At 72.7% G+C, this 24,805-nt stretch carries 24 protein-coding genes; 10 read left to right on the top strand and 14 right to left on the bottom strand.

Going from position 1 to position 24,805, the window contains the following annotated elements; translation table 11 throughout:
- Nucleotides 1-181: 181 nt before the first annotated feature.
- Nucleotides 182-781: a TetR/AcrR family transcriptional regulator gene (locus tag ACICHK_RS30715; RefSeq protein ID WP_406839406.1), complete on the top strand. Its 600-nt coding sequence runs from the start codon at nucleotides 182-184 to the stop codon at nucleotides 779-781.
- A 10-nt stretch (nucleotides 782-791) separates the two neighbouring features.
- Here the strand turns inward: ACICHK_RS30715 and ACICHK_RS30710 are convergent, their stop codons facing one another.
- The 6 genes from ACICHK_RS30710 to ACICHK_RS30685 all read right to left on the bottom strand — a co-directional run bounded on the left by ACICHK_RS30710 (nucleotide 792) and on the right by ACICHK_RS30685 (nucleotide 4,162).
- Complete coding sequence (locus tag ACICHK_RS30710) at nucleotides 792-1,112, bottom strand: winged helix-turn-helix transcriptional regulator (protein WP_406839405.1); 321 nt, start codon at nucleotides 1,110-1,112, stop codon at nucleotides 792-794.
- 216 nt (nucleotides 1,113-1,328) lie between these two features.
- On the bottom strand, nucleotides 1,329-1,931 hold the full coding sequence (locus ACICHK_RS30705) for a hypothetical protein (RefSeq protein WP_406839404.1): 603 nt from the start codon (nucleotides 1,929-1,931) through the stop codon (nucleotides 1,329-1,331).
- The gene (locus tag ACICHK_RS30700; RefSeq protein ID WP_406839403.1) at nucleotides 1,928-2,107 is read right to left on the bottom strand and encodes a hypothetical protein; all 180 of its coding nucleotides are present in this window, start codon (nucleotides 2,105-2,107) and stop codon (nucleotides 1,928-1,930) included. Before ACICHK_RS30700 ends, ACICHK_RS30705 begins: the two co-directional genes overlap by 4 nt.
- Before the next feature lie 89 nt (nucleotides 2,108-2,196).
- Nucleotides 2,197-2,571 (bottom strand): molybdenum ABC transporter substrate-binding protein, encoded by a 375-nt coding sequence (locus ACICHK_RS30695; protein ID WP_406839402.1) that lies wholly within the window; start codon nucleotides 2,569-2,571, stop codon nucleotides 2,197-2,199.
- An 87-nt stretch (nucleotides 2,572-2,658) separates the two neighbouring features.
- Nucleotides 2,659-3,408 (bottom strand): adenylate/guanylate cyclase, encoded by a 750-nt coding sequence (locus ACICHK_RS30690; protein ID WP_406839401.1) that lies wholly within the window; start codon nucleotides 3,406-3,408, stop codon nucleotides 2,659-2,661.
- 112 nt (nucleotides 3,409-3,520) lie between these two features.
- Nucleotides 3,521-4,162, bottom strand: a complete 642-nt coding sequence (locus tag ACICHK_RS30685; RefSeq protein WP_225860895.1) for a hypothetical protein — start codon at nucleotides 4,160-4,162, stop codon at nucleotides 3,521-3,523.
- A gap of 185 nt (nucleotides 4,163-4,347) precedes the next feature.
- Between ACICHK_RS30685 and ACICHK_RS30680 the strand changes: the two genes are divergently transcribed.
- Nucleotides 4,348-5,151: a Crp/Fnr family transcriptional regulator gene (locus ACICHK_RS30680; RefSeq protein WP_406839400.1), complete on the top strand. Its 804-nt coding sequence runs from the start codon at nucleotides 4,348-4,350 to the stop codon at nucleotides 5,149-5,151.
- Between the two features lie 368 nt (nucleotides 5,152-5,519).
- Here the strand turns inward: ACICHK_RS30680 and ACICHK_RS30675 are convergent, their stop codons facing one another.
- From ACICHK_RS30675 to ACICHK_RS30665, 3 genes are all read right to left on the bottom strand, one after another.
- Nucleotides 5,520-6,263 carry a rhomboid family intramembrane serine protease gene (locus tag ACICHK_RS30675; RefSeq protein ID WP_406839399.1) on the bottom strand — a complete coding sequence of 248 codons (744 nt, stop codon included), beginning with the start codon at nucleotides 6,261-6,263 and terminating at the stop codon, nucleotides 5,520-5,522.
- Between the two features lie 47 nt (nucleotides 6,264-6,310).
- Complete coding sequence (locus ACICHK_RS30670; RefSeq protein ID WP_406839398.1) at nucleotides 6,311-8,053, bottom strand: DUF2264 domain-containing protein; 1,743 nt, start codon at nucleotides 8,051-8,053, stop codon at nucleotides 6,311-6,313.
- Between the two features lie 385 nt (nucleotides 8,054-8,438).
- Nucleotides 8,439-10,103: an IS200/IS605 family accessory protein TnpB-related protein gene (locus ACICHK_RS30665; RefSeq protein ID WP_406839397.1), complete on the bottom strand. Its 1,665-nt coding sequence runs from the start codon at nucleotides 10,101-10,103 to the stop codon at nucleotides 8,439-8,441.
- A gap of 333 nt (nucleotides 10,104-10,436) precedes the next feature.
- Between ACICHK_RS30665 and mmuM the strand changes: the two genes are divergently transcribed.
- On the top strand, nucleotides 10,437-11,363 hold the full coding sequence (gene mmuM / locus ACICHK_RS30660; protein WP_406839396.1) for a homocysteine S-methyltransferase: 927 nt from the start codon (nucleotides 10,437-10,439) through the stop codon (nucleotides 11,361-11,363).
- 559 nt (nucleotides 11,364-11,922) lie between these two features.
- Here the strand turns inward: mmuM and ACICHK_RS30655 are convergent.
- Nucleotides 11,923-13,722 carry a carboxylesterase/lipase family protein gene (locus tag ACICHK_RS30655; RefSeq protein WP_406839395.1) on the bottom strand — a complete coding sequence of 600 codons (1,800 nt, stop codon included), beginning with the start codon at nucleotides 13,720-13,722 and terminating at the stop codon, nucleotides 11,923-11,925.
- A gap of 119 nt (nucleotides 13,723-13,841) precedes the next feature.
- Nucleotides 13,842-14,531: a ThuA domain-containing protein gene (locus ACICHK_RS30650; RefSeq protein WP_406839394.1), complete on the bottom strand. Its 690-nt coding sequence runs from the start codon at nucleotides 14,529-14,531 to the stop codon at nucleotides 13,842-13,844.
- An 80-nt stretch (nucleotides 14,532-14,611) separates the two neighbouring features.
- Here ACICHK_RS30650 and ACICHK_RS30645 point away from each other — a divergent pair, with 80 nt between their 5' ends.
- Nucleotides 14,612-15,022 (top strand): VOC family protein, encoded by a 411-nt coding sequence (locus tag ACICHK_RS30645; RefSeq protein ID WP_406839393.1) that lies wholly within the window; start codon nucleotides 14,612-14,614, stop codon nucleotides 15,020-15,022.
- Between the two features lie 12 nt (nucleotides 15,023-15,034).
- Here ACICHK_RS30645 and ACICHK_RS30640 read toward each other — a convergent pair whose 3' ends face one another.
- Both ACICHK_RS30640 and ACICHK_RS30635 read right to left on the bottom strand, forming a co-directional pair.
- A complete protein-coding gene (locus tag ACICHK_RS30640; protein WP_406839392.1) occupies nucleotides 15,035-15,871 on the bottom strand; it encodes a helix-turn-helix domain-containing protein in 837 nt (278 codons plus the stop codon).
- A gap of 10 nt (nucleotides 15,872-15,881) precedes the next feature.
- Complete coding sequence (locus ACICHK_RS30635) at nucleotides 15,882-16,853, bottom strand: AraC family transcriptional regulator (RefSeq protein WP_406839391.1); 972 nt, start codon at nucleotides 16,851-16,853, stop codon at nucleotides 15,882-15,884.
- A 113-nt stretch (nucleotides 16,854-16,966) separates the two neighbouring features.
- Between ACICHK_RS30635 and ACICHK_RS30630 the strand changes: the two genes are divergently transcribed.
- Nucleotides 16,967-17,800, top strand: coding sequence for an NAD(P)H-binding protein (locus tag ACICHK_RS30630; protein WP_406839390.1), 834 nt, complete (start codon nucleotides 16,967-16,969; stop codon nucleotides 17,798-17,800).
- Nucleotides 17,801-17,837: 37 nt separating this feature from the next.
- Here ACICHK_RS30630 and ACICHK_RS30625 read toward each other — a convergent pair whose 3' ends face one another.
- A complete protein-coding gene (locus tag ACICHK_RS30625) occupies nucleotides 17,838-19,016 on the bottom strand; it encodes a YihY/virulence factor BrkB family protein (RefSeq protein WP_406839389.1) in 1,179 nt (392 codons plus the stop codon).
- Nucleotides 19,017-19,033: 17 nt separating this feature from the next.
- Between ACICHK_RS30625 and ACICHK_RS30620 the strand changes: the two genes are divergently transcribed.
- From ACICHK_RS30620 to ACICHK_RS30600, 5 genes are all read left to right on the top strand, one after another.
- Complete coding sequence (locus tag ACICHK_RS30620; RefSeq protein ID WP_406839388.1) at nucleotides 19,034-20,668, top strand: acyl-CoA dehydrogenase family protein; 1,635 nt, start codon at nucleotides 19,034-19,036, stop codon at nucleotides 20,666-20,668.
- A 258-nt stretch (nucleotides 20,669-20,926) separates the two neighbouring features.
- Nucleotides 20,927-22,222 carry a GAF domain-containing protein gene (locus tag ACICHK_RS30615; protein WP_406839387.1) on the top strand — a complete coding sequence of 432 codons (1,296 nt, stop codon included), beginning with the start codon at nucleotides 20,927-20,929 and terminating at the stop codon, nucleotides 22,220-22,222.
- A 192-nt stretch (nucleotides 22,223-22,414) separates the two neighbouring features.
- Nucleotides 22,415-23,761, top strand: a complete 1,347-nt coding sequence (locus ACICHK_RS30610) for a hypothetical protein (RefSeq protein WP_406839386.1) — start codon at nucleotides 22,415-22,417, stop codon at nucleotides 23,759-23,761.
- Nucleotides 23,762-23,893: 132 nt separating this feature from the next.
- The gene (locus tag ACICHK_RS30605) at nucleotides 23,894-24,466 is read left to right on the top strand and encodes a GNAT family N-acetyltransferase (RefSeq protein ID WP_406839385.1); all 573 of its coding nucleotides are present in this window, start codon (nucleotides 23,894-23,896) and stop codon (nucleotides 24,464-24,466) included.
- 163 nt (nucleotides 24,467-24,629) lie between these two features.
- Nucleotides 24,630-24,713: a putative leader peptide gene (locus ACICHK_RS30600; RefSeq protein ID WP_309486338.1), complete on the top strand. Its 84-nt coding sequence runs from the start codon at nucleotides 24,630-24,632 to the stop codon at nucleotides 24,711-24,713.
- Nucleotides 24,714-24,805: the final 92 nt, after the last annotated feature.

The raw sequence follows: 24,805 nt of genomic DNA, 5'->3' as shown, positions 1-24,805 counted from the left end.
ACGGCGGGCGGCCCCCTCGTGTTCGCGGGACGACCTGAATCGGTCAACTGGCCATTTCCGTAGGCGTGTTGCTGTTCGGCATGTCCGTTGCGTCATGGATTCCGCCGAGTCGACGGCCAGCGGGGACTAGGCTTCCGCCTGGGTCTCCCAGGAAATGTTCCGTGGCGAAAAGGTGGTCCTCATGGCTCGTGCCGGACTCACGACCGAGCGGGTCGTGCTGGCGGCGGCCGATCTCGCGGACGAGATCGGCTTCGAGAACGTCACCGTGGCCGCGCTCGCCCGGCAGTTCGGGGTGAAGGACGCGAGCATGTACGCGCACGTGAGGAACGTCCGGGAGCTGCGCGAGCGCATCGCGCTGCTCGCGTCCGGCGAGATGATCGACAGGATCGCCACCGCCGTGGCCGGACGGGCCGGCAAGGACGCGCTCGTCGCCTTCGCCGACGCCTACCGGGCCTATGCGCTGGAGCGGCCCGGCCGCTACCGGGCCACCCACACGCAGCTCGACCCCGCGCTGGTCGCGGAGCGGGCGGAATACCGGCGCACGGCCGAGGTCACCACCGAGGTCACCCACGGAATGCTCCGCGCCTACGGGCTGTCCGAGCCCGATCTGACAGACGCCGTACGCCTGTTGCGCAGCACCTTCCACGGCTACTGCGCCCTCGAGGCCATCGGCGGGTTCGGCGCTCCCCGCCCGGTGGAGACGTCCTGGAGGCACGCGCTGGACGCCCTGCACGTGGCCCTGGAGAACTGGCCGCGCGCCGAGGACGAGGCCCACGGCTGACCCACACCCTTCACGGTGTGCCGGCGGGTCCGAGCGGGCTCGTCACCGGGTTGCCCAGATGCTGGTAGATCACCGAGCTGCGGAAGGTGACGATCTCGCGTCTCCTGCCGAAGCGGGCCAGCGGGAAGGAGTGCAGCTGGTCGACGGCCGCGGACAGCCCGTGATCACGCAGGGCCCGCACCTGTTCCAAGCAGGTCGACGGAGCGATGCCGAGCTTGCGGGCCGGTTCCCGGTTGGTCTGCCGAGCATCACACCTCTCGTCTGCGTTCGGCCCAGGATGCCGAACAGCGAGCGGGGAGCCGTACCGGTGAACGTGGGAGGCGATCAGCATCTGCCCGGCGGGTTCACGGCGCCGGAGTGGCGACGGAAGTCGTGACACCTTCCCACGGCATCGGCGGGATCTTCCCTCTGCACATCGGTCATGTGGGAACGCCAACGGCGGGAGGGTCCGGCCCGGCCCGGACGATACTCGGTCGCACGCCTTCTCGGCAGGTCGAAGGAACGGGACCGGTTCACCGATCGGTGAACCGGTCGGAGCGGCCTGCCATCACCTCCCATCGCCACGAGGGGCTTGGGACCGTCCTTGTCGAACGGTGCGGTGGAGGCCCGGGTCGAGATTCCGGAGCGCTGCCTCGACATCCTCGCGCAGGCGGCGCATGACGCTCACACCGTCCGTGACACCGTCGGACAGTGTCCAGGTACGGATGCCCCACACGACGTCCACCCTTCGGGACTCCGGCTGTCGATCGCTCGTGCCGAAGGCTCCGGATGAGCGCAGTTCGAGGGACGCGGTGAAGTTCCGCCGTGAGAGAGCGCTGCCGTACGCGACAACGATCTCGGTGTCCGTCGCCTCCAGGACGTAGGCGTCGGCCATGACGGCCGGGCATCGCGGAGCGAGCCGTACGGACGACAGGACGGCGTCCCGGATGTCCCTCGTGCCGGCCGCCAGGGTGAAGTGCAGTTCCTCGGCGACCAGTTGCCTCCCCTCCCGGTGGTCACGCCGGGCGAAAAGGTGCTGCTTGGCCTTCGAGCGGGCGTAGTCTTTCAGCTTCGCCCACAGAATGGCCAGGACGACCAGGGCCGCCAGCACCAGTACGCCCATCAGCACCCCGGGGATTCCGTCCGGTGCGCCGGGTGACGTCTCGTTCACCGGTTACGACTCTGGTCGCGCAGCTTCTTGCCCGCGAGTGCTAAGCAGGCGCCGAGCACCGCGAGCACCCCGTACGTGATGAAGAGGCCCGGGCTTGTCGTGCCCACCCTCAGCAGCACGGCCATGACCACGAAGAGAGCCGTACCCGCACCCATCAATACTTTTTCGACGCTCAACTGATTACTGTCCTCACTGATCGATTCCTGCCGGGATCGAAACGGTCACCGGTTCCCGGCACTGGCACATCAAATGGATCCGCGGCGGCTCAAGTGGAGGGGAGAGTCGAGCCGAGCCCGAGCGGATGGCCGCAGAGAGTGGCGATGTTCCCCGTGGCCTGGCTCAGCTCCGGGACGGAGGTCTCGTCGGAGTCCGAGATGGTGTCCAGCCGTTCCGCGTCGGCCGAAAGGTCTTCCGGCCCCTCGTAGCGGTCGGCCACGTCCGCGAGCTCGCCCGCAGCCCAGAACACCGGGTTGCCGAAAACGCCGCCGATCCCGATCCGATCGCCCAGGGAGTCGTACCGGTCGCAGACCTCCTTCCTGGACGTCGGCCCCGTAGCACACGCGGTGGTGGTCACCGTGAACAGCCCGACGGCCGCCACTGCCACAGCGATACGCCGTGCGGCCATGGCGTGGTTCATCATTCGCTTCTTCCTTCCGTGCTTCTGCCGGTTTCTTCTCGTGCCTGCGGCCGGGCCGACCGGCGCGGTGACCGACCGGCGCGGCGTCCGTCACCGCGTGCCGCGCCACCAGCGGGAGCGCGGGGCGGACGGCACACTCACGTGGGCGTCACCGCCCGCCACGACCGCGCCGTCCATGTGCACGCTGCGACCCGCGCTGACGGACACTCCGCCGCGCTTGTCCTCGTCTCGTCCGTCGTCCGTCCCGGACGCCGACTCCTGGGCGATCCGCAGCGCGCAGGCGTTGTCCCCGGCCACATGCAGCCAGGCCCTGGCGTGGGTCTCCTTGACCTGAAACGCGACAGCGTGGAACGTCGTGGGTTCCACCCCCGGAAGCCCCGCACGCACCACCGAGTCGTGGACCACCCCGGACACCAGGAGTGCCGTGTCGCTCGCGGCCTCGTCGATCGCCTGCCGCAACGGTTCCCCGTCGCAGAGCCGGAAGACGTGGTTGACCGCGTTCCCGGCGAAGCCGTGACTGTCGCGATGTACCGCACCGGCGTGTACGGCGATCCTCAGCCGGAGCAGCGGGTCGCTGCGCCGTCTCCCGCCCAGCCCGCGTTCCAGCCGGGGAAGCACATCGGTGAACAGGGTCTCCACCGGCAGGGCCGGCGGCACGACGACCAGCACACCGTCTCCCCGGTCCTCATGGGGGCACAGCTGCCACAGTTCGTCGGTGAACGCCGAGCACAACTCGGCATAGAGGTCCTCCCGGCTGCGCAACTGGTCACGGTCGCTGCGCGAGCTGAACCCCTTGATGTCGGCAAAGAGCAAGTGGGCCTGCTGGGCATGGGTGATCACGACGGGAGCCGCTTTCTGTGAGGGGGGCGTCGGCCGACGGCGCAACGGCAGGCCGCCGTACCGGCGTCGACCGCGTGGGCGCGCCTGAGGCGGCCTCCAGGGCGACCAGGTGCTACGACGTCGGAATCTGGAACATGCCGCACTTCAGTTCCTGGCTTCTCGCGTCGACCAGCGAGAGAAAGATTCCGGCGCCGCAGAGCTTCAACAGTCCGTAGTCGGAGGAGTTCAGCTGCCAGCGCCCGCCGGACCGGACAAGTCGTACGGTGCCCTGGTTCCGGCCCTGCCAGTTGAGCATGACCTGGGCGCCCGTGCCGGTCTTCTCGGGCTCGCCGAGCCCGACCTCGTCGACCCGGTCCCGGTACGACGGTGACTTCGTGGCGAACGACGAGGCCATGGTGTTCTCACAGGCACCGTCGCCGGGCTGCACGAGGTGGCACCAGGACGCGGCGTCCCCGAGCCGTTCGGCGACCCGGGTCTGCTCGACCGTGTGGAGGGCGCCGGTGAGCCCCGGCTCGTTCACCACGGACCGGTCGACCTCGGACCCGGATCCCAAGGAGACCCCGGTCCAGATCGAACCGGACAGGACGACGACTGCCAGACCGCCGGCCAACAGGGGATTCGCGACGGCCCATTGCCTGGCCTTCTGAACAATGGTGATCTTGTCCCCGGCCACGACATCGCCGACATGGGCGTCACCACCGGCCACGACCGCGCCCTGGCGGATGGTGGTGTTGCGTCCCGACTGGATGTTCACCTGGTTCCGTCCGCCGCGTGCGTCCTGTTCCTGGCGCGGGTTTTGGCCTTGTGACGGCCGCTGCTCTCCGGGCATCTGTCACACCTGTCTGCTCATGTGCCTACAGGGCATATAAGAGCAGCATCAAGTTGATCAAAAGGATGCAAGTGCCTCGTTACTCAGCCCGAGTTCGAGACCCTGTCGGGGTGAGGTACAAGACGTTCTGGGACACCCTCGACGGCGACGAGCGCAGGGCCATGGAGCGAACCGGGCGGGTCCCGCGGGATCCGTTCGAGCCCGGCGACACGATTTTCCGGCAGGGCGGCATCGCCGACCGGGCCGCCGTGATCATCAGTGGCAGATGCCGTGTGCTCTGGCACGGCGAGAACGATCGCACGACCTATCTGGCCACCCGCCGGGGCGGCGAGCTCATCGGCGAGATGGGCCTCTTGGACCGCGGCTCCCGGAACGCGACCGTGACGGCGCTGACGCAGACATACATCCGCTGGTACGGGCGTGAGGCGTTCGAGGGGCTGCTCGCAGAGCATCCGGGGATCCTGCGGAAGGTGTTCATGACCGTGTGCACGCGGTTGAAGGAGTCGGATCACCATCGGATCGTCGTCGCGAGCGCTCCGGCCCGGCTCAGGCTCAGCCGGCTGCTGCTGCGGCTGGCCGAGGCGGAAGGCGTACCCACTTCCCTCGGGACCGAGATCAGGGAGGTGACGCAGGAGGATCTGGGCGACTGGCTGGGAACGGGCCGGGAGGCGGCCGGACGGCGCGTCAGGGAGCTGCAGAAACTGGGGCTCCTCGACGACTCGCCGACGAGATCCCGGATCGTCGTCACCGACGTCGACGGACTGCGTCGGCACGCGTTCGGGGCAGGAGCCGCGGACAGCACACCAGGGAGCGCCGGGGGCCGGTCGGCAGGATCGGCGGGGCCCTCAACGGATCCGCTCCCGCACCGGTCCGACGACTCGGAGCCGGTGGCCGACCCGACAGAACCGCCATGAGACCGACGCGGCCCGAGCCCGCCGTAGGCCGTCGATCCGCCCAGGACCAGGGTCGGACCGGCTGCGATGATCAGGTGAGCGGTGGAGGAGGCCCCGGTGGCCGCGAGGGACGCGCTCCCGGCGACGATCCCGAGTCCGGCCGGACAAGGTCCGCGCCGACAAGGCGTACGGCTCCCGCGGCGGCCGAGCGCCGAAGTTCGACAAGATCGATTACAACGAGCGCCACGCGGTGGAGTGCGGGATCAACCGGCTCAAGCGCCACCGGGCCGTGGCGACCCGATGCGAAAAACTCGCCGTCCGTCACGAGGCGACCGTGCTTGGTCGCAGTCATCAACGAGTGGCTGCGACCAGCACTTTCACAACAGACCCTAGAGGAGCCCCAGATCACCCAGTTCCTTGTGCAGGTCCGCGCGCGGGTTGTCGGTGCCTGCTGCAGGAGCGCGGCGAGTGATGATCCCCGTGCCGCCGTCGGAGCCGGTGGACGGGAGGGTCCGCGGGCGGCGGTCGCGGAAGAGCCAGGCTCCTACCAGGCCGCCGATCAGTCCGCCGAGGTGGCCGAGCCAGCTCACCCCCGGGGTCCCGGGCACCGCCACGGTGAGCATGTAGGCGAAGGACGCTGCCATGACGACACCGATCAGGGTGTCGATCAGATGCCGGTCGAAGATCCCGCGGACCACGACATAACCGAAGTAGCCGAAGACCAGGCCGCTCGCGCCCACCGTGTCCGCATCGCCCTGCTCGAAGAACCACACCACGAGCCCGCTGGTCACCGCGACCAGCAGACTCAGCCCGAGGAAACGGGCCACGCCCCGGTAGGCCGCGAGGAACCCGAAGACGAACAGCGGGCCCGAGTTGCTCTCGATGTGCGCCCAACTCCAGTGCAGGAAAGGCGCGGTGAGGACGTCGGGCAGCGTGGTGACATCGCCGGACACCACCCCGTAGTCCCGCGAGAGGGCATAGTGGTCGGCGTAGTTGGCCAGCTGCACCAACCAGACGACCGCCAGGAACCCGAACATCACGAAGAACGCCTTCCGCGCCTCCGCGATCATCTGCTCCGCGCCGGCCGGGCCGCCGCCGGTTCCGCTGCCCCGGCCCTCGTCCGGTCCACCCATGACACACCCCCTGCCCCGGCGGATCCGCTTCCGCCCCACCCCGAACTCTAGGTAATGCCGGTGACGCCGCCACCGGCCAGGGGGACGACACCACCGGTGCCGTCGAACCGGAAACCCGCCGTCCCTCCCGCGGTCCAGGCCACCGTCACGTCGTACGCTCCCGGCCCCGCGTCCTCGGGCGCCGTCACCCGCACGGACACCAGGCCGCCGAGCGGGAGGGGGTCCCGGTCGGCGGTGAGGCGGACGAGGGCCACGAACAGGGAGGGGCCGTCCCCGGCGACGCCCTCGCCCGTCCCCGACAGGCCGTGCACGGGCAGGAGTTCGCGGCGCGCGCCCTCGCACGCGTTCCAGCCCGTCACCCGTACCGGCGTCCCCGGGCCCGCGCCCGACACCAGATGGGCCCGCACCTCCACGGCGCCCCGCGCGACCACGAGGGAGACGACCTCGGCCTCCTCCGAGACGGTGTGCCGGGACGCCGCCCAGCCCTCCCCGACGCCCAGCGGCACGATCCGCGTACGGCTCGCGTCGGCGCCGACGACCACGCTGTTGTCGTACGACGGCGACGGCGACGGCTCCGTCACCGTCGAGTAGGCGAGCCGCGTGTAGTACGGGTCGTAACGGACGTCCTCGCTGCCGTGGTTGTGGAGGCGCACCAGACCGTCCGAACGGGTCGACTGCAGCAGCCAGTTGGGCGGACCGACCGGGGTTACGGCGTCGGCGCGTTCCGCCGGGCCCGGTTCCTCCCGGGCCGTCCAGACCTCGTGTTCCGGAGGCAGCAGCAGGGCGACGAAGGCCTTGCTCGCCCAGTACGGCGAGGCGGGGCCGGAATAGTGCTGCAGGAACGCCTCGTCGGGACCGCGCCAGCCGAGGGTGAGCAGGCCGTCGCCGTCCACCGCGCCCCGGTCGAGGAAGTAGCGCAGGGCGCCCGAGGCGAGGCGGCGGGTCTCGCCCGGGGACAGGGGGGTGCGGCCGGTGAGCGCGCCGAGCCACAGGGGGGCGGTGGTCGCGAAGCGGTAGGTGAGGGAGCGTCCTTGGAGCACGGGTGCGCCGTCGCCGCCGAACAGCCGGGCGTAGTCGCCGAGATGGGCCTCCAGGCGGCCCGCGTACAGGTCGAGGAGCCGGGCGTCGTCCGCCAGCCACGCGTGCAGCACCGGATAGAGGTGCATCGCCCAGCCGTTGTAGTAGTCGAACTTCCGTCCGTGGCCGTCGGTGTACCAGCCGTCGCCGAGATACCACTGCTCGATCCGCTCCAGGCCGCGGTCGATCGCGGCACGTGACGCGTCGGGCTCGTAGCCGATCTCCTCGAGGAAGCCGCCCACCGTCACCGGGAACAACTCCCAGTTGCAGGCCCAGGGTTCGGCCGTCAGCGCGTCGCCGAGCCATGCGGCGGCCCGCTGCCGCACCCCGTCGTCCAGGCGGTCCCACAGCAGCGGCCTGGTCAGCCTGAGCGCGAGCGCGATCGACGCGGCCTCCACGAGGGGCTGACCGCGGTCCTCGACGCGCGGCCAGACACCGGCCGTTCCGGCGGCCAGGCCCCGCGCGTACCGCTCCAGGACCTTCTCGTCCCGGCGGAAGCCGGCCAGCAGCAGCGTGCGGGCGTATCCCTCCAGGCCGTCGGAGAGCCCGCCCGCGCTGCTCGTGTGCCCGCCGGGGAAGCGGTAGAGGGCCTGGTCGTCGGTCGCGTGGGGGGCGACCGCGGCGAGCAGGGAATCGGCGGCCGCCTCCCAATGGGCGCGGGTGAAGCCGGTGTACGGGCTGAGGGAGCGGTCCTCGGCGGGTTCGACGGGCATCGGGCGGTCCTCCTGTCCGGGCCGGGCCCGGCGTCTCGGGAGCCGGGTGTCCGGCGGGCGGCCGGGGCGGATACCTGGGGCGCCCCGGTTCCGGTCGGAACGCCCCAGGAGCTCGTCCCACCCGCACCGGAGCCCCGGGCGCCGGCCCCGGGCGAGGCGTCTCGTGCGCGGCTCCCCGACAGAAGGACCGGACCCGGTGGCAGGACGGTACCGCACGACAGCAAGCGCTTTCCAGAGCGCGGCAGAAATTCACACAGCAATCAATTTCTCATAAATGAAAGCACTTTCACGAAGATGCCTTAACTGTCACTCCGCGAAGTGCCCGCACCGTTCTTCCACCCGCGCTACGCGAGGGCTATCTCACCACAATGCTGATCAACCGTTCCTACGGACCGAGCGGAAGTGAGTCCTGTTGCCAGAACCCGTGCTCAACCGAACGCCCCGGACGGTGCTGGGCGTTCTGGTCACCCGCGTTCGCTCCGCGTCCGGGCGGCACGGATCGTGTCCGTGGTCCGGGGATGCGGGGGCGGGTTTCCTCACGTCCTGGGGTTTCCGGTCGGGCCTGGACGGTCCGATGCCCGTACCCATCGCTCTGGTGGGTACGGGGCGGTGCCGTCCGACGCCTGATCGGATGCCCCAGGGCGCGTCTTCCGATGGCCACGGCGGCAGCGTCGTGGCGGGTGGTCTTCCTGGTTTTGCTGGTGAGGGGTTTCTGCCAGTGCTGAGCGCCCCAGCGGGAGGTGTAGGCGGGGTCGACCGCGACCAGGGGAATGCCGAGCTCGGTCGCCATGGACATCAGGCGGGCGCGGAGCCGGGCCACGGGCATGCCGGAGATCAGCTTGCGGAACTTCTTGCGTCGGCCGTGTTTCTCCCGGCTGGTCTCCGCGGTGAAGTCCAGATCCTCGACCGCAATGGCCAACCGATGGCGCCGGGCCCAGTGCAGCAGGCGGGTCAGGGCGTGGCGCACCTGGGCGTCTCGGTGATCGGCGGTGCCGGACAGTTCGTAGTCGAAGCGGCGCGGGGCGCCGACCGGGTTGCCGTGCACATCCAGCCGCCAGGCCGCCGTGGGGGTCCCCCCGCGCGAGCGAAGCCGAGCGTGGGGGAGGTCCGCGTTCGTGTCCACCCCGACCATGCCTCCGGCCCGCACGGCATCCAAGGGAACGGCCTGGACGGGTGGGAGGGTCCAGGAGGCGGTCAGGTACCAGCGCTGGCGCTGGGCGTCTTCGTGGATGCGGTAAGCCACCGCCCGGTTCGCCTCGACCCGGTCGGCCCACATCTCGCCCCGGTGCGCGAACGACACTCGCACCGACAGGACGTAGCGGCCGTGTGGGGCGTTGGCCAGGTGGACGAGCGGGGCCGGAAGCTTAATGCCGACCTGGCCGTCGGGACTGACGCGGATGGTCTCGTTGCCGTATCGCTTCCCGGACTCCCCGTCCGCCTGCAGGAACCTGCGTGAGGCTTCCCACCGGGCCCGCCACGCCTCCTCAGAGAGCCGGGCCTGCTGAAGGTGGTGGCGAGTGTTGAGTAGTCGTTTCCCGCCCCGCACCACCCGCACCCGCCCGGCCGCCCAGTCGGCCCGCGCCTGCTCCAGCCGGTCCTCCAGCACACCCAGCCGACGCGACTTGGCATGCCACTCCCGCCGACTCCGGTAACCACCCGTCGCCCGCTTCGAACCCTTCTCGCCGAGAGGCAGCGACAACCGGTGGCGGATCATGTTCACCCCAGCTTCGAGCTGCCGGATGTGCGCCTGCTGGCCGCGCCGGGCCAGCGCCCACACGTCATGCGTGGCCTTCGTCAACGACCCCGCCCACCTCGACGACGACAACCCCGTCAGCACCCGCTTACGCGACGCCCAACTGTCACCGTCGTGCTCCAGACCGGCCGCACACCGCAATTTGAGGTCCTGGGCGGCGAGCGAGCCGAGGTGGCCGCCGACCAGCCGCAGCACCTGCTCGTCTTGGGTGGTGAGGCCCTTGAGCCGATCCCGGACCGTCACCCCCGACGGAGCGGGCATCACGAACGGTGTCGCCACCGACCGCAGATCACCCACGTCCTCACCCCCAGCCCCGTCCGGCCCATCACTCCACCCAACGACCGTCATCTGTAGAGGTCACGCATTCGAGAAAGGAACTTTCGTTCCCTCCGGGATCTCGTAGGGCAGAAACCGCTCACACTCCTCACCCTCGCAAGAACACGCTCACGCACAGTTGACAGGCAACAGTTACCGACCCGCTGACCGCGCCGGACGAGAACCCCGGCCGGGCGGGGCGGCCCGCGCGCCCGACGGCGTGCCACCGGGCAGGCGGATCCCGTTCGGTGGGACGGCCTCTCGGTGGGTGGACGGGGCCGGGGTGCGGCACCCCTCATCGGCTAGCGTCGGGGCATGGCCAGCGACAACGCCCTCACCCTCGCCGCCGCGCTGTCCTCCGCCACGGTCGTGCTCGACGGGGGCATGTCCAACCAGCTCGAAGCGGCCGGACACGACCTGAGCGACGCGCTGTGGTCGGCGCGGCTGCTCGCGGACCGGCCCGAGGCGATCGTCGAGGCGCATCTCGCCTATTACGAGGCGGGCGCGGACGTGGCGATCACCTCCAGCTACCAGGCGACGTTCGACGGCTTCGCCCGACGTGGCATCCCGCGCGAACGGGCCGCCGAACTGCTCCGCCTGAGCGTCGGGGCGGCGCGCGAGGCCGCCCGGCGCGCACACGCCGGGGGCGTCGCGCGGCCGCTGTGGGTCGCCGCCTCGGTGGGCCCGTACGGGGCGATGCTCGCGGACGGCTCCGAGTACCGGGGGCGGTACGGACTGAGCGTCGCGGAACTGGAACGGTTCCACCTGCCGCGCCTGGAGGTGCTGGCCGCCGCCGCGCCCGACGTGCTGGCCCTGGAGACGGTCCCGGACACGGACGAGGCGCGGGCGCTGCTGCGGGGGGTGCGCGGGCTCGGCGTACCGGCGTGGCTGTCGTACAGCGTGGCCGGTGACCGCACCCGGGCCGGGCAGCCGCTGGAGGAGGCCTTCGCCCTGGCCGCCGAGGCCGACGAGGTCATCGCGGTCGGCGTCAACTGCTGCGCTCCCGAAGACGCCGACACCGCGGTCGCCACGGCCTCGCGCGTGACCGGAAAGCCGGTCGTGGTCTACCCGAACAGCGGCGAGACGTGGGACGCCGCGGCCCGCGCCTGGACCGGCGGTTCCACGTTCGCCGCCGCGCGGGTCGTCGGATGGGAGCGGGCCGGGGCCCGCCTGATCGGCGGCTGCTGCCGGGTGAGCCCGGAGGCGATCACCAGCATCACGGAGGTACTGCGGGCAGCGTGATCCCGCGCACCGCCCCCGCTCCGCCCGGACCGCCCCGCCCCGGACACCACCGGCTCGAGCCGCCCCGGACGACCCACGAGAGGCAACGCCCCTCACCCTGCACCCCGGCTCCCCGCACGCCCCGCACCGGCAGGCACCGGCAGGCACCGGCAGGCACCGGCAGGCACCGGCAGGCACCGGCAGGCACCGGCAGGCACCGGCAGGCACCGGCAGGCACCGGCAGGCACCGAGAGAAGCCGTACCCCCACCCCGGCACCCCGACTCCCCGTACACCACCGACCCGCACGGCACCGGCCGACACCGCGAGAAGCCGCACCCTCGCCCGGCGCCCCGCTCCCGAACCGCACCCACCCCAGCCCGGACACCCCCGGCCAGCACCGCCGGGCCGGGGTGCCGGGTGGTGCCGTGAGAGCCGTGCCCCGTCCGGTACCCCGCTCCCGGTCCCTCCCCCGTCCGGCTCACGTGTCCGGCCCCGGGGCCGCCCAGGACGCCCGTCCCAGGACGGCTCGGGAGGTCTCCGGGGGTCGTGCCGCAGGCCGGAGAGCCCCCCGGAAGCGGGTCAGCGCCGTCCCGCGCCGCCCGGGCGGCGGAAGCGTCGTACGGCTGCCAGCGGTGTCGTGATGCGCACGGGCGCGTCGGCGGTGGGAAGGGCGGGCGCGCCCTCGGCCGCCCCAGGCGGGCTGTCCGCGGCATCGGCCGCGGGGTCGGTGTCCGCCCCGGCGACGGACCGTCCGGCGGCCGCGAGCGTCGGCGCGGCGACGGCCCCGACCGTGGCTCCGCCGGTGTGCCGGCGCGTGGGACCGGTCGCGGGCCCGGCCGCCGCTCTGGCCGATTCGGCTTCCCACAGGGCGAGTTCGCGGTCGCGCGGACCGTGCACGGTGTGCGGGGCACCGGCGCCGAAGACCCGGACCGGGTGCGAGGCGTCCCAGGCGGCCCACCCCGGGTCGCCGTCGACCGCGAACCGCACCCACGCGCCGTGCATGGCGTCCGCCAGTTCCTGCGGGGCGCCCTCGCCCGCGAGCTTCGCCGACTCCGGTGCTCCGGCCGTGTCGAAGACGAAGCCCAGTTCCAGGGCGTGGCAGGCGCCGAGGCCGGGCACGCCCGACGGCCAGGCGAACTCGTAGACGTGCGCCGGGGCCCGGCCCTCGCCGGGGGCGTCCGCGGCGGGGGACGCGGTGGAGCCGCCGCCGCGCGCGTCGGCGAGGCGGTGCATCGGCACCCGCAGGAGATGGTCGGTGATCATCTGGCCGACGAGATCGGCGGTCCCTCCTTCGGGGTGGAGGGCGCGGTAGCCGCGGGGCACCTCGTGGCCGCAGTGGCAGCGGGCCATCGCACCGGCCAGGGCGACCGGACCGAGCCGGTCGACGCGCTCCAGGAGCCCGCCCGGGACGAGCCACAGCCGGTACTCGTCACGGGTCCAGCCGAGCAGGAGGCCGACGTCCGCCGCGGCGCCCTCGACGAGGGCCTCCAGCGGGTCGCGCGGCACGAGGTCGCCGTCGACGACGATGCCGAAGGCGGGACCGCCGAGCACCGGGCTGCTGAGCCTGCCCACCTCGGCCTGGGTGCGCAGGAGCAGGTCGCGGTCGACGGCGGCGAACGCCTCCGCCGTCGCGGGGACCTTCAGCCGGGTGGCCATCCTGCGCACCATGCGGCGCACCTTGTCGCGGTCGCTCGCCTCGGGCGGCCCGCTCTGCAGGACCGCCCGGTGGAACAGGCCCCGGGCGCGCGGGCTCGCGAGCAGCGCGCCGATGCTGATGGCTCCGGCGGACTCGCCGAAGACGGTCACCCGGCCGGGATCCCCGCCGAACCGGGCGACGGACTCCCGCACCCACTCCAGCGCGGCGAGCTGGTCGCGCAGCCCGGCGTTGGCGGGCGCGTCCGGGAAGAGGCCGTAGCCCTCCACGCCGAGGCGGTAGTTGACGGACACGAAGACCACGCCGTCGCGGGCGAAGGCGTGCCCGTCGTACACGGGAACGGCCGAGGAACCGCGGGTCAGGGCCCCGCCGTGGATCCACACCATGACGGGGAGCCGGGCGGCGGGGTCCGGCGCCGGGGTCCACACGTTGAGGTTGAGGCAGTCGTCGCCGGGGACGACGGGGTCGGAGAGGAGCCGGGCGAAGGCCTCGGAGTACGGCGGCTTCGGCGGGGTCGGTCCGAACGCGCCGGCGTCCCGGACCCCGTCCCAGGGCTCGGGCGGCACGGGCGGGCGGAAGCGGTGGGCGCCGAAGGGAGGGGCGGCGTAAGGGACGCCCCGGAAGACCGCGATCCCGTTCTCGTACCGGCCGCGCACCGCTCCGTACGGAGTGGCGACCACCGGGTCCCTCGTCCCCGCCACCGGTTCCACCGTGTCCACCGCCATCCGGGACCAGCTCCTCACCGTCGCGCGTCGTAGAGATCAGAGCACCACATCATTTCCCGGTATTCCTGCGGATGCCCCCTGCTCGGCCGGTATCGCCCCACGACGCGGGCCTGCGCGGGTCAGTGTCCGCGGTCCGGAGCGCCCGCGGGAGACTCCCGCGCCGCCCAGAGGATGCCGCCGAGCAGGTGCCCGCGGAAGTCCGGGTCCTCGTACGCCTGCGCGGTGTGTCCGAGCGCGGTGTAGAAGACCCGGCCCGCGCCCTGTTCCCGGCACCACACCAAGGGGTGGTCGGCGCCCATTCCCCCGCCCTCGTAGGAGGTCTCGTCGGCGGAGGCGAGCACGCGCACGTGATCCGCCTCGCGCGGATTGGAGCGGAAGTCGTACCACTCGTCCGTGAGTTCCCAGACCGGCGGCAGGTGCCGGGTCGCGGGATGGCCGTGGTCCTCGACGAGGACCCGGCCCGGCTGGAGGTCCGGGTGCCGCGCGAAGCGGGCGCCGAGCAGTTCGCCGTAGTGGGGCCAGTCGTACTCGGTGCAGGCGGCGGCGTGCACCCCGACGAAGCCGCCGCCGTCCTCGACGTGGGCGGCGAGCCGGTCGCGGCCCGGCGGCGTCAGCACCTCGCCGCTCGTCGACAGGAAGACGACGGCCGCGTACCGGTCGAGGGGGGCCTCGAGGACCGCGGGGTCCTCGGTGGCGTCGGCCTCGAAGCCGTGGTCCCGGCCGAGGGCGCGCACGGCTTCGACGGCGGCCGGGATGGAGTCGTGCCGGTAGCCGGTCGTACGGGTGTACACGAGAACGCGGAAGGCCATGCCCGGAGCCTAGGGGGTGGCCTCGGGGCGTGTCCGTTCCGTTCAAGACCGGCCGGGGGCGGCCCGCCTACGGTGGCCGTATGACTCCACGATTCGATGTGATCGGGCTGGTCGTCTCCGACATGGCCGCCTCCCTCGCCTTCTACCGCCGTCTCGGGCTGGTCTTCCCGCAGGGCGCCGAGAACGAGCCGCACGTCGAGGCCGGGCTGCCCGGCGGGCTGCGCCTCGCGCTGGACACGGAGGACACCATTCGGTCGTTCCACGCCGGATGGCAGCCTCCGAGGGGCGGCGGCCGGGTGTCGCTCGCCTTCCGCTGCGAGGACCCCGCCGAGGTCGACTCGGTGTACGGGGAGCTCGTCGGCGCGGGCCACCACGGCGAGCTCAAGCCGTGGGACGCCTTCTGGGGCATGCGGTACGCCGTCGTGCACGACCCGGACGGCAACGGCGTCGACCTGTTCGCCCCGCTGCCCGGCGGGCCCGCCCCCGCGTAGTGCTCCGGCCCGCTACCGGCGGCCGACCAGCTCACCGAGCGTCGCCCCCGTCAGCTCCTTCACGTCGCGCGCCAGATGGGCCTGGTCGGCGAACCCGGCGCGCAGCGCTGTCTCCGCGAAGGGCACGCCGTCGCGGGCGAGGGCGAGCGCCCGCTGCAGCCGCAGGATCCGGGCCAGGGTCTTGGGCCCGTACCCGAAGGCGGCGAGCGAGCGGCGGTGCAGTTGCCTCGCTCCCAGGCCGAGCCGGTCGGCCGTCTCGGCGACCGGGCGTCCCGCGTCCAGGGCGGCCACCACTTCCAGGAACAGCGGATCGGGGGGCCCGGCCTCGGCCGCCCGGAGCAGCGCGAGCTCCTCGAGCGCGTCCACGGGGTCGGCGGCCGCGTCGATCCGCGCGGTGAGGCGGCGCGCCTCGGGGGCGGGCCACAGGTCGGCCAGCTCGACGCGCCGGTCCCGGAGTTCGTGCGCGGGGACGCCCAGGTAGGCGGGTGCCGTGCCGGGGTGGAAGCGGACGCCCACCCAGCCGCCGGGCGCCCCGTCCGGGACGTGGGGCCGCGTGTCGGGACCGGCGACGAGCAACCGCCCCTCGGTCCACAGCAGATCCATGCAGCCGTCGGGAAGCACGGCGTCCCGGGCAGCCCCGGAAGCGTCCCGGGCGGTGCCGGAGACCTCCTGGCCCGGACCCTCGTCCTCGAGCCCACGGACGAACCCGTCCCTCAGCGCCTCCGCACCCCGCGCGGACGCACGCTCCCCCGGATGCGCGGCCCCCGCTGCGGGGCCGGTCGCGGGGCCGGTCAGGACACGGCTCCAGACCACCGCGCCCGGCAGCCGGGACGCCCGTTCCGCGTACATGGCCGCCACGCTACGCCGGGCGGGCCCGGTGCTCCTGCGGGCTGACGCCGTAGACCCGCTTGAAGGCGCTGGACAGGGCGAAGGCGCTGCCGTAGCCGACGTGGCGGGCGATCGTCTCCAGGGTGTCGTCGCTCTCGCGGAGCCGGTCGGCGGCGGAGGCGAGACGCCAGCCGGTCAGGTACGTCATCGGGGGTTCCCCGACGAGTTCGCCGAAGCGTCTGGCCAGCGCGGCGCGCGAGACGCCGGTCTCGGCGGCGAGCGCCGCGACCGTCCAGGGCCGGGCGGGGCCGTCCTGGAGGAGCCGGAGCGCGCGGCCCACGACCGGGTCCGCGAGGGCCTGGTACCAGGCGGGCGCGGCGGCCTCGGGCCGGGAGAACCAGGCCCGCAGGGCGGTGATCGTCAGCAGGTCGAGGAGCCGGTCGAGGACGACCTCCTGGCCGGGCTCGTCGCGCACCATCTCCGCGGCGAGGATCGGGGTCAGCGGGCATTCCCACACGTCGGAGGGGAGCACGAGCAGCGGCGGCAGGGCGTCGAGCAGCCGTCGGTTGACCTCGCCCCGCATCATGTACGTCCCGATCAGCAGCGCCGTGGAGCCGTCGGGCCGGTCGCCCCAGCTCCGGACGCCGAGGTCCCAGTGGCCCTTCAGCGAGCGTCCGTCCGGGTAGGAGCACTCGCCGCCCGGCAGGATCACGGCCTGGGGCGGGGTGCCGGGGTCGTCGGCGCAGCGGTACGGGTCGGGGCCGCGCGCGATGGCGAGGTCACCGGCCCGCAGCCGCAGCCCCTCGCCCTCGTCCGGTACGACCCAGGCGTCGCCGCGGACCACCAGCATGATCGACAGGGGTGCGCGGTCCTCGACGCGTACGCACCACGGCGGGTCGAAGCACGCGCGGATCATGAAGGCGCCCCGCGCGCGCGGACCCTCGAGCAGGCTTGCGAGCGGGTCCCCCCGCATGAGCGTGTCCGAACGTGGCGGAGCGTCCATGCCGCCAGCGTAGACGGCGGCCCCGACCGCCGGGGACGCCTGTGGACGACCGCTTATGGGGATGAGCCTTTCGCCGATGGTTCCGCGCCGGGGGCGGCAGTTGACTGGAGCGCATGACAGAGAACACGCAGGACATGACAGTGCTGGTGACAGGAGCCACGGGGCGGACCGGGAGCCGGGTCGCGCGGGCCGCGCGCGCGGCGGGCCTGACGGTCCGGGCCGCCTCGCGCGGCACGGGCTTCGACTGGGAGGACCCCTCGACCTGGGCCGAGGCGCTGCGCGGCGCCGACGCGGCCTATCTGGTCCATCCCACGGACGTCGGCTCGCCGGCCGCCACGAAGGCGGTCGGGGCCCTGGCCCGGGAGGCGGTGGAGCTCGGCGCGCGGCGGCTGGTGCTCCTGTCGTCGAGGGGCGAGGACCAGGCCGGACCGACCGAGGAGGCGCTCAGGACGTCCGGCGCGGACTGGACGATCGTACGAGCGTCGTGGTTCTCGCAGAACTTCAGCGAGGGCCCGCTGGTCGAGGGGCTGCGTCACGGGGAGCTGGTCTTCCCCGCGGGTGAGGTGCGGGAGCCGTTCATCGACGTCCGGGACATCGCGGACGTCGTGGTGGCCGTGTTGACCGGGGACGGGCGGTACACCGGCCGGGAGCTGGCGATCACGGGGCCCCGGCTGCTGACCTTCCGGGAGGCGGTCGCGGAGATCTCCCGGGCCACGGGCCGGGAGCTGGCGTACACGCCCGTGACGGCGCGGCAGTACGGCGAGGCGCTGGCCGGATTCGGGGTGCCGGCCGAAGAGGCGGGATTCCTCGTCGGCCTCTTCGAGACGCTCCTCGACGGCCGCAACTCCCACCTCTCGGACGGGGTCCGGGACATCCTCGGCCGTGCGCCGCGGGACTTCACGGACTTCGCGCGGGAGGCCGCGGCGGCGGGGGTGTGGAAGGCCTGACGAGGGACCGCCCGGCCCCTCCGGACCCGCTCCGGGCTCACTCCCCCGACGAGTGTTCCTCGCCGTTCTTCGGGTCACGGTGGGTGTGGTGGGTGTGGTGGGTGTTCTTGGCGTGGGTGCGCAGGCGGGAGGTGACGTCCTCCGGGGGCAGGAAGCGCGACCAGCGTTCGGGGAACTCGGAGGGCATGTCGGGGTCGTCGGGATCGGCGTCGTACGAGCGGTGGGCCGCGACGCGGGCCACGTACTCGGCGGCCTGGGCCTCGCGCAGCCGTTCGTTGGCGGCACGGGCCGCGGCGGTGGCGGCGGCCGGCCAGACCCGGTCGATGGCGGCGTTGACGGCCGCGCCGACCAGGACGGCGAAGGCGGAGACACCGATCCACAGCAGGACGGCCACGGGCGCGGCGAGCGAGCCGTAGATGGTGGGGCCCTCGATGGTGTTGGTCAGGTAGATGCGGAGCAGGAAGCTGCCGAGGACCCACATGGCGAGGGCGACCAGGGCGCCGGGCACGTCCTCGACCCAGGGGGAGCGGACGGGGACGGACACGTGGTACAGGGTCGTCAGGAAGGCGACCGACAGGACGATGACGACCGGCCAGTACAGGATCTGGACGACGGTGGTCGACCACGGGACGACGTTCACCACGGCGTCCGGGCCCGCCACCATCAGCGGGAGCGCGACGGAGCCGATCAGCAGCGCCACGATGAACAGCAGGAAGGACATCATCCGGGTCTTCACGATGCCCCGGGTGCCGTCGAGGCCGTACATCACGGTGATGGTGTCGACGAAGACGTTCACCGCGCGCGAGCCCGACCACAGGGCGAACAGGAAGCCGAGGGAGATGATGTCGGGCCGGCCGCCCTTCATCACGTCGTGCAGGATCGGCTCGGCGATCTGGTGGACGCCCTTCTCGGTGAGCACCGTCCGGGACGCGTTCAGGATGTTCGTCTCCAGGCTGGCGATGGTGTCGGCGCCGGTCCAGGCGTCCACGTATCCGAGCAGCCCGATCAGGCTGAGCAGCAGCGGCGGCACGGACAGGAGCGTGAAGAAGGCCGCCTCGGCCGCCAGTCCGAGGATCCGGTACTCCATGCACGAGTTGACGGTGTCCTTGAGCAGCAGCCAGGCGGTCCTGCGCTTCGAAACGTTCCGGTAGAGCGCGCGAGCGCGGTGGAAGCGGCCCGGACGAGGCCGTTCAGGTGTTTCTTTTGCCTGGTGCACGTCCTTACGGTAGCGGTATGGCAGCCAGCACCCACACCGTGACCAACCAGGCTCCGCCCCTGGTCGGATATGACGTATTCGCCGCAGACCGGGCGCTTCGCGAGGCGGTCGAGCGGCATCTGGATCCGGAGCTCCTCCCGGAGGCCCGCGAGGAACTGTCGGGGCTCGGCCGGACGACGGGTTCCGCCCAGGTCCAGGAGTGGGGCGCGCTGGCCAACGAGAACCCGCCGAAGCTGCGCACCCACGACCGCTACGGCAACCGGATCGACGAGGTCGACTTCCATCCGGCCTGGCACCGCCTCCTCGGCAAGGGCGTGTCGGCGGGGCTGACATCGGCCTGGACCCGCCCCGGCGGGCACCTCAGGCGCGCGGCGGGCTTCGTGGTCTGGACGCAGGCCGAGGCGGGCAACGGCTGCCCCCTGTCGATGACCCACGCGGCGGTGCCCGCGCTGCGCGCCGACCCGGAGCTCGCCGCCGAGTGGGTGCCGCGGCTGACGTCCGCGGTCTACGACCAGGAACTGCGTCCCGCGTCCCGGAAGGCCGGGGCGCTCTTCGGGATGGGCATGACGGAGAAGCAGGGCGGCAGCGACGTCCGCGCCAACACGACGGGGGCGCGGCCGCTGGCCGAGGACGGGGCGTACGCGCTGACCGGGCACAAGTGGTTCTGCTCGGCGCCGATGTCGGACGGCTTCCTCGTGCTGGCGCAGGCCCCGGACGGGCTGACCTGTTTCCTGGTGCCGCGCGTCCTGGAGGACGGCACCCGCAACGTCTTCCGCATCCAGCGGCTCAAGGACAAGCTGGGCAACAGGTCCAACGCGTCGAGCGAGGTCGAGTTCGACGGGACGTGGGCGCGCCGGGTGGGCGACGAGGGGCGCGGGGTGCGCACCATCATCGAGATGGTCGCGGCGACCCGGCTGGACTGCGTGCTCGGTTCGGCCTCGCTGATGCGGCAGGCGGTGGCGCAGGCGATCCACCACTGCACCTACCGCGAGGCGTTCGGCGGCCGTCTGGTCGACAAGCCGCTGATGCGCAACGTCCTGGCCGATCTGGCGCTGGAGTCGGAGGCGGCGACGACGCTGGCGATGCGGCTCGCCGCGGCGTACGACGACGGGAGCGAGCGGGAGCGGGCGTTCCTGCGGCTCGCGGTGCCCGCCGCCAAGTACTGGGTGACCAAGCGGTGCACGCCGGTCGCGGTGGAGGCGCTGGAGTGCCTGGGCGGCAACGGCTACGTCGAGGAGTCGGGCATGCCGCGGCTGCTGCGGGAGTCCCCGCTCAACTCCATCTGGGAGGGCGCCGGCAATGTGCAGGCACTGGACGTCCTGCGCGCCCTGCAGCGGGAGCCGGGGGCCCTGGACGCGTATCTGCGGGAGGTGGGGCAGGCCCGCGGTGCCGACCACCGGCTGGACGGGGCCATCAAGAACCTGCTGACCGAACTCGCCGATCTGGACGGCGTCGAGGCCCGCGCCCGCCGGCTGGCCGAGCGGATCGCGCTGGTGCTCCAGGGTTCGCTGCTCGTGCGGTACGCGCCCCCGGAGGTCGCCGACGCGTTCTGCGCCTCGCGTCTGGGCGGTGACTGGGGTACGGGGTTCGGCACGCTGCCGCACAGTCTGGATCTGGCCACGGTGGTGGAGCGGGCCCGGCCGGTGTCCTGAAAGGAGCGCTGACGCGGGGGTGGTGCTGCGCCGACACGGCACCACCCCCGCCGCTCGCCCCGTTCGGGAGCTCGGACGCCGCACGGGCGGCGTCGCTGTCAGTCTCGGGGAACCTCGTGACCTTGGCGAGAGTTGCAGACCGTTGCATTCCTTCGTGCACCTTGCGCGAAGGCCCGGCGGACCCGGCCGAGAGCAGGCACGATGTGGGATGACGGCGGTGTCGCGGCCCGTACGAGGTCCTGGTTCCGGGGGTGCTCTGTGAAGACCACATCGTTCAATCCAGCCCGTTTCGCACCACCCGACGCGTCCGAGACGGCCGGGCATCTCCGGGAGACCTGGGCCGTGTCGGCCAGGGGCGGGCGTGGCCCGATCGCCCCCCGTCCGGTGATCAGTCGATCCTGGCAAAGAGCAAAACGTTTTGGCGTCCATCCCGAACAGGGAACGGACAGCGTCCTTCTGCAACCGGACGAACTCGAACGCCGGCGGACGTCCACCGCGCTCGCCGATGTGCTGCCGACCCTGCACGGCGGCCTCGGAACGGTCGCCGACGCCTCCCTGCAGATCATGGTGGTCACCGACCCCGAGGGCCGGGTGCTGTGGCGCGAGGGGAACGCGGGCGTGCTGCGCCGGGCCGACGCCATCTGCCTGGAGGAAGGCGCCGCCTGGAGCGAGGAGACCACCGGCACCAACGCCATCGGAACCGCCCTGTCGGCCGGCGCCCCCGTCCAGGTGCACTCCGCCGAGCACTTCGTACGCACCCTGCACGACTGGACCTGCGCCGCGGCACCCGTCCACGACCCGCGCGACGGGCGGCTGCTCGGGGTCATCGACGTGAGCGGCCCGGACAGCACCTTCCACCCCGCCACCCTCGCGCTGGTCGAGGCGGTGTCCAGACTGGCCGAAAGCGAACTGCGCACCGCGCATCTGAGAGCCATCGAACGGCTGCGCGCGGTGGCCGCCCCCCTGTTGTGCCGGCTGACCGGTCCGGCCCTCGTGGTGGACTCCCACGGCTGGCTCGCCGCCGTCACCGGGATGCCGCCCGTGGACCGGGTCCCGCTGCCCGACTCCTTCGGCGCGGGCCACAACTGGCTGCCCTCCCTCGGCACGTGCGTCGCCGAGCCGATGCCCGGCGGCTGGCTGCTGCGCGTCACCGGCGGCGGCGAACCGGGGAGCGCCGGGCGGGTCGTCCTCGACCTCGGCGAGCCCCGGCGCCCGCGCGTCACCGTCTCGGGCACGGCTGGCAGTTGGGACCAGGACCTGAGTCCCCGCCACGCCGAGCTGCTCTACGTCCTCGCCGTGCACCGGCAGGGACGCAGCGCCGCCCAGCTCGCGGTCGACCTCTTCGGCGATCCCACCCGCACGGTCACGGTCCGGGCCGAACTCTCCCGCGTGCGGCGCCGGCTCGTCGGGCTCCTCGACCACCGCCCGTACCGCTTCCGCGAGGAGGTGGAGGTCGAGGTGCTGCTGCCGGACGACCCCCGGGACCTGCTGCCGCACTCGGCCGCGCCCGCGGTGCTCGGAGCCCGCACGGCGGCCGGACCTCCACCGCCCTGAAGGCGGGAAGGCGGGAAGGCGGGAAGGCGGGAAGACGGGAAGACGGAGAGCGGGCGTATTTCCCGAGCGTCTTCCGCGGTATTCGTCCTGGCCGCGAGGTCTCTGCCGTAGCATCCACTGCGCAGGCCACCCCACCCGTCTCTCCGTCAACGCCTTCGGCGGGGGAGGCAGTTGGCCTATCCGGGAGGACGCATGAAGCAGCGCGGCAGGCACCGTCGCCGAAGAAGAGGCCAGGCGCTGCGCGCCACCCTGGCCGGGACCGCGCTGGCGCTCACCGCCGCCGCCACCTTGATCAGCACCTCGCAGGCCACCGGCACCAACAGTCCCGGCGCCCTCACCCCGCTCCGCTCCGGCTCCGTCGCGCAGCTGCGCCTCCACGAGAACCTCACCTCCCGGGAGTCGCTCGACACGCTCAGCGGGAACATGGGCGGCAACGTGGGCGTCGAGGGCGTCCTGCGCGACGCCGACCACTCGATGCGCGCCACCGCCGACTGCACGGCGGACGAGCGGGCCGCGCTCCCCGTCGAGCCGACGGCCACCCGCGCGTACTGCTGGGACGACGCCGACGCGCGGACCTCGCGGTGGCGGCCGCGTTCGGTGACCACGTCCGGCGACGCCGAGGACAGCGGCGCCTGGGGCACGCGCCAGGTGATCCTCGCCGGCTGGACCCACCGCGACGGACGGGCGGCCGCGCCGGGCCGGGACGAGGGGCTGGCCAGGATCGCCTTCGTCGACGCGACGGACCCGGACGCCCCGCGCTACCGCTGGGTCCTGCTGGTCGCCCCGCGCGCGGGCGGCAAGGACTTCACGGCGCTCCGCACCGGCCTCGACGGCATGGTCTGGTACCGGGACAAGCTGATCGTCACCGCGGAGCACGGCGAGGGCCTGCTCGTCTTCGACCTGCACCGGCTGCTGCGGGCCGACGTGGACAGCGGCGCCGTGGGCCGGGTGGGCCACGGCTACTCCGCCGCCGGCTACCGCTACGTGCTCCCCGCCGTCGGCTCGTACGACCTCGAGGGCGGCCCGTGCGCCCGCGGCCGTGACCGCGCGGTCCCCTGTTTCGGCTCGCTCTCCCTGGACCGTACGACCGCCCCCGACAGCCTGGTCGCGGCGGAGGCCGCGGGCGGCCGTACGGAACGCACCCGCGTCTGGCGGTACGGGTTCAGCACCGCCGCGTACCGCACGGGGCTGCTCGCCGACGCGCAGGGGCACGTGGACGCGGTCGAGGCCTACACGACCAAGGGCTCCGGGATCTCCGGCGCCCTCTCGTACCGGCCCGAGGGCGCCCGCGACGCCCGGTGGTACATCGCGCGGCCGTCCGACGGCGGCGACCGGCACGGATCCCTGTGGCGCCAGAGCGTGGACGGCGCCGAGGCGGCCACGTGCACCGCCGACCAGTCGCACGCCTGCTGGGGCCTGGGCACCGGGTCGCTCTCCTACGGGCGGCGGACCGGCGAGCTGTGGACCCTCACCGACGCGGCGGAGCGCCGGGTGCTCTACGCGGTGCCGCTGTCGTCGGTCGACGGCTCGCTCGGATAGCGGGCCGGTTCCCGGACGGCCCGCCCCGGCAGCGGGCCGGCACGCGGGCGGTCCGCTCGGCCGGGCCGGTCCGTGGACGCCTTCCGCGGACGCCTTTGGAGCGACGGCCGCCCCCGTGATTCCCTGGCGGTCATGAGCGACATCAGTGTGACCACCTGGTCCCTGGAGCAGACGGCCCCGTCCGACCTGCTCCCCGCGAGCGCGCCCGACGGGGATCTGCGGATCGTCCGCGCCGAGGTCCCCTCGCCCGAGTTCAGCCGCTTCCTGTACGCCTCGGTCGGCGGGGACATCCTCTGGACGGACCGGCTCGCGTGGACGTACGCGCGGTGGCAGGAGGTCCTCGAGCGGCCGGGCACGGAGACCTGGGTCGCCTACGACCGGGGGACGCCCGCGGGCTACGTCGAACTCGAGGCCCAGGACGACGGGGTCGTGGAGATCGTCTACTTCGGACTCGTCCCCGCCTTCCGCGGGCGCCGGATCGGGGGACACCTCCTCTCGTTCGGGACCGCGCGCGCCTGGGACCTGGCCGAACGCTGGCCGGGACGGGACGGAACGAAGCGCGTGTGGCTGCACACGTGCAGCAAGGACGGCGAGCACGCGATGGACAACTATCTGCGCCGTGGCTTCCGGCTCTTCGACACCAAGGTCGAGCAGGAGGCGGAGGCCGTCACCCCGGGGCCGTGGCCCGGCGCGCATACCGTATGACCTGCTTCATCACGTGATGTCCGCGGCTTCCGGCTCCCCTCACGGCACCGCGTGAAAGCCTGTCATGTGATCGACAGCACCCTTGTCCCAGAATCCGGGACAAGGGTGTCCACATGATGGATGACGGTGGACTGCCCGGAGATCCCCGTGACACGCTTCCGTCATGTCTGGAACTGGAATTGCCTTGGTGAGTCGGCGGCACGTCGACCTCGGCCGCATGTCCAGCGCCATCTGTCCGGCGAGCTGACCAGCCCAGCAGCGCCGAACCCCCTCTTTTTTGCGACCCTTGCGCAGTGCTGCGCCCATTCTTCCGTATGCACCCGTATGCGCAGGTCAGAG

Source organism: Streptomyces sp. AHU1, assembly GCF_045343905.1.
Classification (GTDB): Bacteria; Actinomycetota; Actinomycetes; order Streptomycetales; family Streptomycetaceae; genus Streptomyces; species Streptomyces triticiradicis.
The sequence above is the reverse complement of the archived record's forward strand: the minus strand, read 5'-3'. Positions and strand labels throughout refer to the sequence as shown.